A 13,390-nucleotide genomic window follows, 5' to 3' on the forward strand; every position below is an offset into this window, starting at 1 on the left:
GGACCCACCGCCGCCCGACTCGGTCGCCCGAGCCGGGCGGCGGTGTCGTGTGCGGCTCCGCTCGCCCCTGCCCGTCAGCGGTGGCAAACGAGGATCAGTCCGCCAGCCGGGGCAGCACCTGCTCGCAGAACAGATGCAGGCTGCGCCAGCCCTCGTCGAGGGGCATCCCGGCGACCAGGGGGTGCAGGACGTGGTTGTCCAGGCCCAGCGCGACGCAGTCGTCGGGCGTCAGGATCCGGTAGACGCCCTCCGCGCGCAGTTCGTCCACAGTCGTGGCCACCGACTTCACCGCCGAGCGGACGTCTCCGGACTGCCAGGAGGCGTAGGTACGCGCCTCGTGCAGGAAGTGCTCGCCGTAGTGCGCCCACGCCAGCTCCGGATCCTCGGCGATGTGCAGCAGGGGAGTCTCCTCGGCGGGCATCAGGGTCCAGCCCTCGGTTCCGTACTCCACGAGCCGCTCCTTGTAATACGCCTCCAGCTCCGGCAGGTGAGCGCTGGGGAAGAACGGCAGGCCGAGCCGCGCGGCACGGCGCGCCGCCGCCTTCGAGGAGCCGCCGACCAGCAGCAGGGGGTGCGGATTGGTGTACGGGCGCGGGGTGACGCGTACGGTACGGCCGTGGTAGGTGAACTCCTCGCCGGTCCAGGCCCTGAGCAGGGTCTCCAGCAGCTCGTCCTGGAGCTGCCCGCGCCGCGTCCAGTCGACGTCGAAGAGGGCGTACTCCTCGGGCCGGTAGCCGATCCCGGCGACGGTGACCAGCCGGCCGCCGCTGAGCAGATCGAGTACGGCGATGTCCTCGGCCAGCCGCAGCGGATCGTGCAGCGGACCGATGAAGGCGGAGACGGTGACCGCGACACGCCGGGTCGCGCCGAAGACGGCGCCGGCGAATGCGAGGGGCGAGGGAAGCCAGTTGTTCGCCACCCCGTGGTGTTCCTCCGTCTGCACCGTGGTGATCCCGCGCTCGTCGGCGTACGCGGCCATCTCCAGGGCCGCCCGGTAGCGGGCGCCGAGGGAGGCGCGGGTGGCACCGGGCTCGACCAGGTTGAAACGTACGACCGTGACGGGCATGCGAGGAGCCCCCTTCGCGTTCGCCGGGCGGGTGTGCAGGGAGGACCGTAGCTGACGATGCGTCAGATAACCAGGAGTGCGCACCCCGGAGCCGCCGCCGAACGGCCCGGTGACCGGTCGCGCATACTGGGACGCGTTATGGACATCGTCATCCTTGCTGTAGTCATCGCCGTGGTCGTGATCGGCGCGCTCGGCGGGCTCCTCGTCGGCACCCGGCGCAGAAAGCCGCTGCCTCCGGCGCCCCCCAAGACGCCCGACATCACCGCCCCTCCGGCCGAGCCGCACGTCGGCGAAGAGGCCGAGACACCGCACGACGAGGAGCGCCGGACGATCGAGGAGGTGGACCTTCCGCAAGGTCCGGCTCCTGTGGTCGTCGAGGAGCCGCCCACCGTCGAAGCGCCCCCGATCGAGATCCCCGAGCCCACAGCCGGCCGTCTGATCCGGCTGCGTGCCCGGCTGTCCCGCTCGCAGAACGCGCTCGGCAAGGGGCTGCTCACGCTCCTGTCCCGGGAGCACCTCGACGACGAGACCTGGGAGGAGATCGAGGACACCCTGCTCACCGCCGACGTCGGTGTGCAGCCCACCCAGGAGCTGGTCGAGCGGCTGCGTGAGCGGGTGCGGGTGCTCGGCACCCGTACGCCCAACGAACTGCGCGGGCTGCTGCGGGAGGAGCTGCTCACGCTGATCCGCACCGACATGGACCGCACCGTCCGCACCGAGCCCGAGGCCAGCAAGCCCGGCATCGTGATGGTCGTCGGTGTCAACGGCACCGGCAAGACCACCACCACCGGCAAGCTCGCCCGTGTCCTCGTGGCCGACGGCCGCACCGTGGTCCTGGGTGCCGCCGACACCTTCCGTGCCGCCGCCGCCGACCAGTTGCAGACCTGGGGCGAGCGGGTCGGCGCCTACACCGTGCGCGGGCCCGAGGGCGGCGACCCCGCCTCCGTCGCCTTCGACGCGGTCAAGGAAGGCAAGGAGATGGGCTACGACGTCGTGCTCATCGACACCGCGGGCCGTCTGCACACCAAGACCGGCCTCATGGACGAGCTCGGCAAGGTCAAGCGCGTCGTGGAGAAGCACGCCCCGCTCGACGAGGTGCTGCTCGTCCTCGACGCCACGACCGGGCAGAACGGTCTTGTTCAGGCCCGTGTCTTCGGCGAGGTCGTGGACATCACCGGCATCGTGCTCACCAAACTCGACGGCACGGCCAAGGGCGGCATCGTGGTCGCGGTCCAGCGCGAGCTGGGTGTGCCGGTGAAGCTGATCGGCCTCGGCGAGGGTGCCGACGACCTGGCGCCCTTCGACCCGGAAGCGTTCGTGGATGCGCTTATCGGCGACTGACGGTTCCCGCGAGGCGTACGCCGTCACGAACCCGTGCGCGACGAGGGCCCTACTCCATCGTACGGATGGAGTAGGGCCCTTCTGTTGTGCCGAAGCCAGCGGGTCAGGCGCGGGAGCGGTGCGCCAGGTAGGCGAGCGTGCCGATCAGCAGGCGCGCGGCCGGCGGTCGGGTGGCCGAGTCCAGGGCGGGGGAGCGCAGCCAGCGGACCGGCCCGAGGCCGCCGCGGTCCGAGGGTGGAGCGGTGATGTGGGCACCGGGGCCCAGGGCGTGCAGATCCAGGTCCGTGTCGTCCCACGCCATCCGGTAGAGCAGTTCGGGGAGCTCCGCCGCGGAGCCCGGGGCGACGAAGAAATGGGCCCGGCCGTCGGGAGTGGCCGTCACCGGGCCGAGCGGGAGTCCCATGCGCTCCAGCCGAATGAGCGCACGCCGCCCCGCCGGCTCGGCGACCTCGATCACGTCGAACGCCCGGCCGACGGGCAGCATCACCGCGGCACCGGGCACCTCAGCCCAGACCTCGGTCGCCTCGTCGAGCGTGGCGCCCGCTCGCACCGCCGGCGCGAAGTCCAGCGGATGCGCGCCGGGCGCGTCGCAGTCCCGCTTGCCGCATGAGCACATTCCCGCGGCCGCCCGGGCGCCGGGCACCACGTCCCAGCCCCACAGGCCCGTGTACTCGGCCACGGCAGTGCACTCCGACGAGCGGCCCCGGCGCCGAGCGCCGGGCCTGATGTCGCGGATCGCCCGTGTGCCGCCGATCGTGAAGCCCATGCCCCCTCCAACGGGTCCGACGCACCGGCGGTTACGCGATGGAACCAAATCGTGACTCTGTGTCCCCGGTTCGCCGGTGATCGCCGCGTCGTCCGGGCGGCGTCCCGTTGCGTCCCGGGTGGTGCGCCGGGCGGCGCGCGCCCGTGAGTGCACCGCCCCATCCGCTTCCGCCCGTCATGTGTCAAGTGAATCGCGCACAGGCCACGTTGAGTTCATCCGAAGGGGTGGCGAATGGTGGCGATTCTGGAATCGCCATGGCTGCGCGCGTGATCGTAGGATTACTTTGAGTGCACGATTCCTGGAGACGCACGCACTCGTGGGTATGCCGGAGGCAACCCGGTTCCCGTTCGACAGGTGAGAACCGCCGGACGCGGGGCCGTATTCACCGGCATTCTGGTAAGGCTTTGCGCACACAGCGCACAAGTGGATTGACAGATGGGGGCGTTCCAGTGGGCGACAACGGCGGAAGCGGTGCGAACGCTGACAAGCGCCCCAACGAGCTGCTCGGCTCCTGGTTCGCGCGCAGCGGCTGGTCCAAGGGCGAGCTCGCACGCCAAGTGAACCGCCGGGCCCGCCAGTTGGGTGCCAGTCACATCTCGACGGACACCTCGCGGGTGCGTCGTTGGCTCGACGGGGAGAATCCGCGCGAGCCGATCCCGCGGATCCTGTCGGAGCTGTTCTCGGAGCGCTTCGGCTGTGTGGTCGCGGTCGAGGACCTCGGGCTGCGCACCGCCCACCAGTCACCCTCCGTGTCCGGCATCGACCTGCCCTGGACGGGCCCGCAGACAGTGGCGCTGATCAGCGAGTTCTCGCGCAGCGACCTGATGCTGGCGCGGCGCGGCTTCCTCGGGAGCTCGCTCGCCCTGTCGGCGGGCCCGGCCCTCATCGAGCCCATGCAGCGCTGGCTGGTCCCCGGGCCCACCGCCCCGCGCGAGGAGCCCGAGCCCGTTCCGTCCGCGCGGGGCCGGGGCCGGCTGTCCAAGCCCGAGCTCGACCTCCTCGAGACCACCACGGTGATGTTCCGCAAGTGGGACGCCCAGTGCGGCGGCGGTCTGCGCCGCAAGGCCGTCGTCGGCCAGCTCCATGAGGTGACGGACCTCCTCCAGGAACCCCAGACCGAGGCCACCGCCAGGCGCCTGTTCAAAGTCGCCGCCGAGCTGGCCGAGCTGGCCGGCTGGATGAGCTACGACGTAGGGCTGCAGCCCACCGCGCAGAAGTACTTCGTCCTCGCCCTGCACGCCGCCAAGGAAGCAGGCGACAAGCCGCTCGGCTCGTACGTCCTCTCCAGCATGAGCCGCCAGATGATCCACCTCGGCCGGCCCGACGACGCTCTGGAGCTCATCCACCTCGCCCAGTACGGGAGCCGGGACTGCGCGAGCCCGCGCACCCAGGCGATGCTGTATGCGATGGAGGCCCGCGCGTACGCGAACATGGGCCAGCCCGGCAAGTGCAAGCGGGCCGTCCGGATGGCCGAGGACACCTTCGCCGACGCGGTCGAGTTCGACGAGCCCGAGCCCGACTGGATCCGCTTCTTCTCCGAGGCCGAGCTCTACGCCGAGAACTCCCACTCGTTCCGCGACCTCGCCTATGTCGCGGGCCGCAGCCCCGCCTACGCCTCTCTCGCCGAGCCCCTGATGCGCAAGGCCGTCGACCTCTTCGCCGATGAGTCCGAGCACCAGCGGTCGTACGCACTCAACCTCATCGGCATGGCGACCGTGCACCTCCTGCAGCGCGAGCCCGAGCAGAGCGCGGTGCCGGCGAAGCGGTCGATGGAAATCGCCAAGCACGTGCGGTCCGAACGTGTCAACACGCGTATCCGAAAGACCGTCGACACGGCTGTACGCGATTTCGGTGATCTTTCCGAGATCGTCGAATTGACCGACCACCTCGCCACCCACCTGCCCGAGACCGCCGAGGCGGTCTGACCCCTTCCGGCCCCGTCACTCGAAGGGCCCCATGCGACCCCGGCCGCGGCCGCCATCCCGAACTGCCCGACTCGGCTCCCCCTGCCAGGTCATCGGATGGCTGTCGCGGTCGGTCTGCATTCCGTGATCTACCCGGGCGGAATCACGCGAATGATCAGCCGGCATGCGACGACGTCGGCGCATGCACCCGGGCGGATGCCATTCCCGGCAGGTTGCGTCACGATAACGATCAACGCGGTCGGCATCCTGCAGTTCATCAACGCGTAACACTCCCGGCGCCTTCGTCACTGCGGCGAAACATCGAGGGGCTTCGACGGAAACGGCGCTGCGCCAATCTCATGGCGCATAACCGGCCCACCCCTCACTGACCGGACCGCTCAGGCTTCGCCCGCACGGGGCCGTACCAACCGACGAGGAGACGCCGATGGCACCAGCCATCATGCTTGCGGCGGACGCACCCAAGCTGTCGTCCGCCAATACAGGCTTCATGCTCATCTGCTCCGCCCTGGTGATGCTCATGACCCCGGGCCTGGCCTTCTTCTACGGAGGCATGGTCCGCGTCAAGAGCACTTTGAACATGCTCATGATGAGCTTCATCAGCCTCGGGATCGTCACCATCCTGTGGGTGCTCTACGGCTTCTCCATGGCCTTCGGTACCGACAGGGGCTCGGTCGTCGGCTGGACCTCCGACTTCGTCGGCTTCAGCGGCATCGGCAAGATGGACCTCTGGCCCGGCTACACCATCCCGGTCTTCGTCTTCGCCGTCTTCCAGCTGATGTTCGCCATCATCACGCCCGCACTGATAAGCGGCGCCCTGGCGGACCGCGTGAAGTTCTCGGCCTGGGCGATCTTCCTGGTGCTGTGGGTCACGATCGTGTACTTCCCGGTCGCCCACTGGGTCTGGGGCACCGGCGGCTGGGCCTTCGACCTCGGCGTGATCGACTTCGCCGGCGGTACGGCGGTCCACATCAACGCCGGTGCGGCGGCGCTCGGCGTGATCCTCGTCATCGGCAAGCGTGTCGGCTTCAAGAAGGACCCGATGCGTCCGCACAGCCTCCCGCTGGTCATGCTCGGCGCCGGTCTCCTGTGGTTCGGCTGGTTCGGCTTCAACGCCGGCTCGTGGCTCGGCAACGACGATGGCGTCGGACCGCTGATGTTCGTCAACACGCAGATCGCCACCGCGGCCGCCATGCTGGCCTGGCTCGCCTACGAGAAGATCCGCCACGGTGCGTTCACCACGCTGGGTGCCGCCTCCGGCGCGGTCGCCGGTCTGGTCGCCATCACCCCGTCCGGCGGTGCGGTCTCCCCGCTCGGCGCGATCGCCGTCGGCGCCATCGCCGGTGTCGCCTGCGCCGCGGCCGTCGGCCTGAAGTTCAAGTTCGGCTTCGACGACTCGCTCGATGTGGTCGGCGTCCACATGGTCGGCGGAATCATCGGCTCCCTGCTCATCGGCTTCTTCGCCAGCGGCAAGGGCCAGTCCGCGGTCAAGGGCCTCTTCTACGGCGGCGGCCTCGACCAGTTCTGGAAGCAGTGCGCCGGCGTCTTCGCGGTCCTCGCCTACTCCCTCGTCGCCTCCGCGATCCTGGCCTTCCTCCTCGACAAGACCATCGGGATGCGGGTCCCCGAGGACGAAGAGGTCTCCGGTATCGACCAGGCCGAGCACGCCGAGACCGCATACGACTTCAGTGGCGCCGGTGGCGGTGTCCTCGGGAGCGTCGCCTCGGCCCTCACCGCCGCGCAGACCAAGAAGGTGGACGCATGAAGCTCATCACCGCCGTCGTGAAGCCGCACCGGCTCGACGAGATCAAAGAGGCCCTCCAGGCCTTCGGAGTACATGGTCTGACGGTCACCGAGGCGAGCGGCTACGGTCGGCAGCGGGGACACACCGAGGTCTACCGGGGTGCCGAGTACACGGTCGACCTGGTCCCCAAGATCCGTATCGAGGTACTGGCCGAGGACGACGACGCCGAACCGCTCATCGATGTCATCGTCAAGGCGGCTCGTACCGGCAAGATCGGAGACGGCAAGGTCTGGTCCCTCCCGGTCGAGACGGCCGTCCGGGTCCGGACCGGCGAGCGCGGCCCCGACGCGCTGTAAGGCACCGAGGAACAGGAGTCGCCGGGTGACGAGTACGGACGTGCGTACGGATGCAGAGGGCTCGGGACCCAGAGGCTACGCGGCGGCCCGGCTGCGCCTCCTCCAGGAGGGGGCGCAGTCCGGGCCGACGCGCCGTTCGGCCCTGGCCGCACTGACCGACGGCTGGCTGGCCGAGCTGTTCACCGCGGGTGCCGAGGGCCTGCGCGGTGTCTCCCTGGTCGCCGTCGGCGGATACGGCCGCGGCGAACTGTCGCCGCGCAGCGACCTCGATCTGCTTCTGCTGCACGACGGCGGCGACAGCAAGGCGGTCGCCGCCCTCGCGGACCGCATCTGGTACCCCGTCTGGGATCTCGGCCTCGCCCTCGACCACTCCGTACGCACCCCGTCCGAGGCCCGCAGGACGGCGGGCGAGGACCTCAAGGTGCAGCTCGGCCTGCTGGACGCGCGGCACCTGGCGGGCGACCTCGGGCTGACCGCGGCCCTGCGGACGGCCGTCCTCGCCGACTGGCGCAACCAGGCCCCCAAGCGCCTGCCCGAGCTGCAGGAACTGTGCGCCGAACGGGCCCGGCGCCAGGGTGAGCTGCAATATCTGCTGGAGCCGGACCTCAAGGAGGCCCGGGGCGGCCTGCGCGATGCCACCGCCCTGCGCGCGGTCGCCGCCTCCTGGGTCGCGGACGCCCCGCGCGAGGGCCTGGCGGACGCCCGGCGCCGGCTGCTGGACGTACGGGACGCGCTGCACCTGGCCACCGGGCGCGCCACCGACCGGCTGGCGCTGCAGGAGCAGGACCAGGTCGCCGCCGAGCTCGGCCTGCTGGACGCCGACACGCTGCTGCGCCAGTTGTATGAGGCGGCGCGGGTCATCTCGTATGCGAGCGATGTGACATGGCGTGAGGTGGGCCGTGTCCTGCGGTCACGCGCGGTGCGGCCTCGGCTGCGGGCCATGCTGGGCGGTGGCAAGCCCGTCGCGGAGCGGTCCCCGCTGGCCGAAGGCGTGGTGGAACAGGACGGCGAAGTGGTGCTCGCCCGGGCCGCGCGCCCTGAGCGGGATCCCGTGCTGCCCCTGCGCGCCGCCGCTGCCGCCGCCCAGGCCGGCCTCCCCCTCTCCCTGCACGCCGTACGCCGTATGACCGCCACCGGGCGCCCGCTGCCGACGCCCTGGCCCGCCGAGGCCCGGGAACAGCTCGTCACCCTGCTGGGCTCCGGCCGCCCGACCGTCGAGGTCTGGGAGGCACTGGAGGCCGAGGGCCTGATCAGCCGCCTGCTGCCCGACTGGGAGCGTGTGCGCTGCCGCCCGCAGCGCAACGCCGTGCACATCTGGACCGTCGACCGGCATCTGATCGAGACCGCCGTGCGCGCCTCCGAGCTGACGCGCCGGGTCGGCCGCCCCGACCTCCTCCTGATCGCCGCGCTTCTGCACGACATCGGCAAGGGCTGGCCCGGCGACCACTCCGTGGCGGGCGAGATCATCGCGCGGGACGTGGCGACGCGCGTCGGCTTCGACCGCGACGACGTCGTCGTGCTCGCCGCGCTCGTACGCCACCACCTGCTGCTCGTCGACACGGCCACCCGGCGCGACCTGGAGGATCCGGCCACGGTGCGCTCGGTCGCCGAGGCCGTCGGCTCGCAGAGCACACTGGAACTGCTGCATGCGCTGACCGAGGCGGACGCCCTGGCCACCGGGCCCGCCGCCTGGTCGTCCTGGCGGGGCGCACTCGTGAACGACCTGGTCAAGCGGGTCTCGGCGGTGCTGGCGGGCGACGAGCCCGCCGCCCCGGAGGCGGCCGTGCCCACCGTCGAGCAGGAGCGGCTCGCCATCGAGGCGTTCCGTACGGGCGGCCCCGTGCTCGCCTTGCGCGCGCAGCCCGAGCCGCCGTCCGAGGAGCGCTCCGGCGAACCGGAACCTCTCGGCGTGGAGCTTCTGATCGCCGTACCGGACCAGCCCGGGGTGCTGCCCGCGGTGTCGGGTGTGCTGGCGATGCACCGCCTCGCCGTCCGCACAGCGGAGCTGCGCGCCCTGGACCTGCCGGACGGTGTCCACGAGGGCTCGGTTCTGCTGCTCGACTGGCGGGTCGCGGCGGAGTACGGCTCGCTGCCACAGTCCGCCCGGCTGCGCGCCGACCTCGTACGGGCCCTGGACGGTTCCCTGGACATCGGCGCACGCCTCGCGGAGCGGGACGCGGCATACCCCCGCCGCCGGGGCGTGCTGGCGCCGCCGCCCCGGGTCACGGTCGCCCCCACGGCGTCCCGGCACGCCACGGTGATCGAGGTACGCGCCCAGGACGCACCGGGGCTGCTGTTCCGGATCGGGCGGGCGCTGGAGAAGTCTGGTGTACGGGTGCGCAGCGCGCATGTCAGCACCCTGGGCGCGAACGCCGTGGACGCCTTCTATGTGACGACTGCCACGGGTATGCCGCTGCCGGGGGAGGACGCGGCCACGGTGGCACGGATGCTGGAGGAGACGCTGCGGGCCTGAGGCCTGGCCGGTTCCACCGGCCCGGGAGCGGGCCCCCGGCCTGCTCTTCCGTCGGCGGGGATGATTTGCCCGCCGGTCCGGATACCCTGGAGGACAGCCCAAAACGCCCCCGACTCCGAGGACCGACGCCGCCGTGTTCGACACCCTCTCCGACCGCCTCAGCGCGACTTTCAAAAACCTCCGCGGGAAAGGCAGGCTCTCCGAGGCGGACATCGACGCCACAGCGCGCGAGATCCGCATCGCGCTCCTCGAAGCGGACGTGGCGCTGCCGGTCGTCCGGACCTTCATCAAGAACGTCAAGGAGCGCGCCCTCGGCGCCGAGGTCTCCCGGGCCCTGAACCCCGCCCAGCAGGTCCTCAAGATCGTCAACGACGAGCTGGTCACCATCCTCGGCGGGGAGACCCGCCGCCTCCGGTTCGCCAAGCAGCCCCCGACGGTGATCATGCTGGCGGGTCTGCAGGGTGCCGGTAAGACGACCCTCGCGGGCAAGCTCGCCAAGTGGCTCGAGGAGCAGGGCCACTCCCCGCTGCTGGTCGCGGCCGACCTCCAGCGCCCGAACGCCGTGAACCAGCTCAGCGTCGTCGCCGAGCGCGCGGGCGTGGCCGTCTTCGCGCCGGAGCCGGGCAACGGTGTCGGCGACCCGGTCAAGGTCGCCAGGGACTCCATCGACTTCGCCAGGACCAAGGTCCACGACATCGTGATCGTGGACACTGCCGGCCGCCTCGGCATCGACCAGGAGATGATGCAGCAGGCCGCGGACATCCGGGACGCGGTCTCGCCCGACGAGATCCTCTTCGTCGTCGACGCGATGATCGGTCAGGACGCCGTGAACACGGCCGAGGCCTTCCGGGACGGCGTCGGCTTCGACGGTGTGGTGCTCTCCAAGCTCGACGGCGACGCCCGCGGTGGTGCGGCTCTGTCGATTCGCCAGATCACCGGCAAGCCGATCATGTTCGCGTCGAACGGTGAGAAGCTCGAGGACTTCGACGCCTTCCACCCGGACCGGATGGCCTCCCGCATCCTCGACATGGGTGACCTGCTCACCCTGATCGAGCAGGCGGAGAAGACGTTCAGCCAGGAAGAGGCCGAGAAGATGGCCTCCAAGCTGGCGTCCAAGAAGGGCCAGGACTTCACCCTGGACGACTTCCTGGCCCAGATGGAGCAGGTCAGGAAGATGGGCTCCATCTCCAAGCTGCTCGGCATGCTCCCGGGCATGGGCCAGATCAAGGACCAGATCAACAACCTGGACGAGCGGGACGTCGACCGCACGGCCGCGATCATCAAGTCGATGACCCCGGGCGAGCGCCAGGAGCCGACGATCATCAACGGCTCGCGCCGGGCCCGTATCGCCAAGGGTTCGGGTGTCGAGGTCAGCGCGGTCAAGAACCTGGTCGAGCGCTTCTTCGAGGCGCGCAAGATGATGGCGCGCATGGCCCAGGGCGGCGGCATGCCCGGTATGCCGGGGATCCCGGGCATGGGCGGCGGCCCCGGCCGCAGCAAGAAGCAGCCGAAGAAGGCCAAGGGCAAGCAGCGCTCCGGCAACCCGATGAAGCGCAAGCAGCAGGAGCAGGAGGAGGCCGCGCGTCGCGCCGCCGCGGCCGAGGGCGGCGCCTTCGGCCTGCCGCAGCAGAGCGATCAGGAGTTCGAGCTGCCGGACGAGTTCAAGAAGTTCATGGGCTGACTTCCACGGCGGTCCACGGGGCCGTACGAGGCCGAGGGCGCCCCTGTCCGCAGGGGCGCCCTCAGCGCGTGCCGGGGCCTTCCGGGTGCCGTACCGTCCGATATATGACGAATGCCGCGCCACCACGCAAGACCCCGGACAAGCCGTGGCGCACCGAAGGCACTCCGGAGGAGTCATCCCGGCGATCCGGTGGCAGAAGACCCCCAGGTGGCTGGTGGAGTCTGGCCGCCGCCGCAGTGATCGTCTTCGTCGTCGCCTACGCTGCCCTCACCTACTTCACCGCGGCCAATCAGCCGACGATCTCGTACACGGAGTTCAGCAGGCAGCTCGGCAACGGCAACGTCTCCAAGGTCTACTCCAAGGGCGACGCGATCCAGGGACAGCTGAAGACCGCGCAGCCGAACCCGGGCGGCGGGAAGTACACCAAGTTCAAGACGCAGCGCCCCGCCTTCGCCGACGACAAGCTCTGGCAGAACCTGACCAAGCACCATGTCACGGTGACCGCCCAGCCGGTCGTGCAGGAGCGCAGTTTTCTGTCCAACCTGCTCATCTCACTGCTGCCGCTGCTGATCCTGGTGGCGGTGTGGGTCTTCATCGCGCGGCGGGTGCGGACCGGGCTGGGCGGCCCGGGCGGCATGCTGGGCCGCAGGGCGCCCCCCAAGCCGGTCGAACTGCAACCGGGCAAGCTACGTACCACGTTCGCCGACGTGGCCGGGATCGACGAGGTCAAGGGCGAGCTGAGCGATGTCGTCGACTTCCTCAAGAACCCGGACGCCTACCGCAGGATGGGCGCCAAGATGCCGCGCGGCGTGTTGCTGACGGGCCCGCCGGGCACCGGCAAGACACTGCTGGCACGGGCGGTGGCCGGCGAGGCGGGCGTGCCGTTCTTCTCAGCCTCGGCCTCCGAGTTCATCGAGATGATCGTGGGCGTCGGCGCCTCCCGGGTCCGCGAGCTGTTCGCCGAGGCCCGCAAGGCGGCCCCGTCGATCATCTTCATCGACGAGATCGACACGATCGGGCGGGTGCGCGGCGGCGGGGCGTCGCTGGGCGGCCATGACGAGCGCGAGCAGACGCTGAACCAGATCCTCACGGAGATGGACGGTTTCACCGGTTCGGAAGGCGTGATCGTCATCGCGGCCACGAACCGCGCCGACGTCCTGGACCCGGCACTGACCCGGCCCGGCCGTTTCGACCGGGTGGTCACCGTCTCACCGCCGGACCGCGGCGGCCGCGAGGCGATCCTGGGGATCCACACACGCGAGATGCCTCTCGCCCCGGACGTGGACCTGCCCCAGGTGGCCCGCATGACCCCAGGCATGACGGGTGCCGAACTGGCCAACCTCGCCAACGAGGCGGCGCTGCTGGCGGTCAAGCGGGGCCAGCAGCAGATCATGCAGCAGGACTTCCTGGAAGCCCTGGAGAAGGTGCAGCTCGGTGCCGAACGCTCGCTCCTGCTGCCCGAGGAGGACCGCCGGCGCACCGCTTACCACGAGAGCGGGCACGCCCTGCTGGGCATGCTGCAGCCCGGCGCGGACCCGGTGCGCAAGGTCACGATCGTGCCGCGCGGCCGGGCGCTCGGGGTGACGCTGTCGACCCCCGAGGTGGAGAAGTACGCGTACTCCGAGGAGTACCTGCGGGGCCGCATCATCGGCGCCCTCGGCGGCATGGCGGCGGAGGAGGTGGTCTACGGAGTCATCACCACGGGATCCGAGAGCGACCTGGAACAGGTCACCAACATCGCCCGCGGCATGGTCGCCCGCTGGGGCATGAGCGAACGGGTGGGCCGCTTCTCGGCTCTGCCCAGCGACGCCCAGCAGGCGTACGGCCTCTCCGCGGCGCCGCACACGCTGGATGTGATCGAGAGCGAGATGCGCAGCATCGTGGACCAGTGCTACGCCGACGCGTGCCGCAAGCTCGAGGAGCACAGGGGCCAGCTGGACGCTCTCGCGGAAGCCCTCCTGGCCAACGAGACCCTGGACGAGGCGGAGGCGTACCGCATCGCCGGGGTCCTGCGCCTGGGCAAGGACGACTGAGCGCCCGC

General features: G+C 70.7%; 9 protein-coding genes. 7 read left to right on the forward strand and 2 right to left on the reverse strand.

Features of this window, described 5'->3' with window-relative positions; genetic code table 11:
• Nucleotides 1–94: 94 nt before the first annotated feature.
• On the reverse strand, nt 95–1,066 hold the full coding sequence (locus ACWDA7_RS10290; protein WP_450603699.1) for an LLM class flavin-dependent oxidoreductase: 972 nt from the start codon (nt 1,064–1,066) through the stop codon (nt 95–97).
• A gap of 138 nt (nt 1,067–1,204) precedes the next feature.
• On the opposite strand from ACWDA7_RS10290, the gene ftsY reads away from it, so the two are divergent.
• Nucleotides 1,205–2,407 carry a signal recognition particle-docking protein FtsY gene (ftsY, locus tag ACWDA7_RS10295; RefSeq protein ID WP_450603700.1) on the forward strand — a complete coding sequence of 401 codons (1,203 nt, stop codon included), beginning with the start codon at nt 1,205–1,207 and terminating at the stop codon, nt 2,405–2,407.
• A gap of 103 nt (nt 2,408–2,510) precedes the next feature.
• Here ftsY and ACWDA7_RS10300 read toward each other — a convergent pair whose 3' ends face one another.
• Nucleotides 2,511–3,173: a bifunctional DNA primase/polymerase gene (locus ACWDA7_RS10300; RefSeq protein WP_450603701.1), complete on the reverse strand. Its 663-nt coding sequence runs from the start codon at nt 3,171–3,173 to the stop codon at nt 2,511–2,513.
• Between the two features lie 449 nt (nt 3,174–3,622).
• On the opposite strand from ACWDA7_RS10300, the gene nsdA reads away from it, so the two are divergent.
• The 6 genes from nsdA (at nt 3,623) to ftsH (ending at nt 13,382) form a co-directional block, all read left to right on the forward strand.
• Nucleotides 3,623–5,098, forward strand: a complete 1,476-nt coding sequence (nsdA, locus tag ACWDA7_RS10305) for a transcriptional repressor NsdA (protein ID WP_450603702.1) — start codon at nt 3,623–3,625, stop codon at nt 5,096–5,098.
• A gap of 424 nt (nt 5,099–5,522) precedes the next feature.
• Nucleotides 5,523–6,860 (forward strand): ammonium transporter, encoded by a 1,338-nt coding sequence (locus ACWDA7_RS10310; RefSeq protein WP_359397161.1) that lies wholly within the window; start codon nt 5,523–5,525, stop codon nt 6,858–6,860.
• Nucleotides 6,857–7,195: a P-II family nitrogen regulator gene (locus tag ACWDA7_RS10315; RefSeq protein ID WP_359397163.1), complete on the forward strand. Its 339-nt coding sequence runs from the start codon at nt 6,857–6,859 to the stop codon at nt 7,193–7,195. The genes ACWDA7_RS10310 and ACWDA7_RS10315 overlap by 4 nt, the downstream gene beginning before the upstream one ends.
• Nucleotides 7,196–7,220: 25 nt before the next feature.
• Entirely contained in the window at nt 7,221–9,668 is a 2,448-nt protein-coding gene (locus tag ACWDA7_RS10320) for a [protein-PII] uridylyltransferase (protein WP_450603703.1), read from the forward strand.
• 133 nt (nt 9,669–9,801) lie between these two features.
• Nucleotides 9,802–11,349: a signal recognition particle protein gene (gene ffh, locus ACWDA7_RS10325; RefSeq protein WP_360998383.1), complete on the forward strand. Its 1,548-nt coding sequence runs from the start codon at nt 9,802–9,804 to the stop codon at nt 11,347–11,349.
• 104 nt (nt 11,350–11,453) lie between these two features.
• A complete protein-coding gene (gene ftsH / locus ACWDA7_RS10330; protein ID WP_450603704.1) occupies nt 11,454–13,382 on the forward strand; it encodes an ATP-dependent zinc metalloprotease FtsH in 1,929 nt (642 codons plus the stop codon).
• Nucleotides 13,383–13,390: the final 8 nt, after the last annotated feature.

This window comes from Streptomyces sp. NPDC001156, assembly GCF_053598275.1.

Bases quoted from the DNA above. Each gene is read 5' to 3' on its own strand.
- ACWDA7_RS10290 (WP_450603699.1), bottom strand. From the start codon at position 1,066: ATGCCCGTCACGGTCGTACGTTTCAACCTGGTCGAGCCCGGTGCCACC.
- ftsY (WP_450603700.1), top strand. From the start codon at position 1,205: ATGGACATCGTCATCCTTGCTGTAGTCATCGCCGTGGTCGTGATCGGC.
- ACWDA7_RS10300 (WP_450603701.1), bottom strand. From the start codon at position 3,173: ATGGGCTTCACGATCGGCGGCACACGGGCGATCCGCGACATCAGGCCC.
- ACWDA7_RS10310 (WP_359397161.1), top strand. From the start codon at position 5,523: ATGGCACCAGCCATCATGCTTGCGGCGGACGCACCCAAGCTGTCGTCC.
- ACWDA7_RS10315 (WP_359397163.1), top strand. From the start codon at position 6,857: ATGAAGCTCATCACCGCCGTCGTGAAGCCGCACCGGCTCGACGAGATC.
- ftsH (WP_450603704.1), top strand. From the start codon at position 11,454: ATGACGAATGCCGCGCCACCACGCAAGACCCCGGACAAGCCGTGGCGC.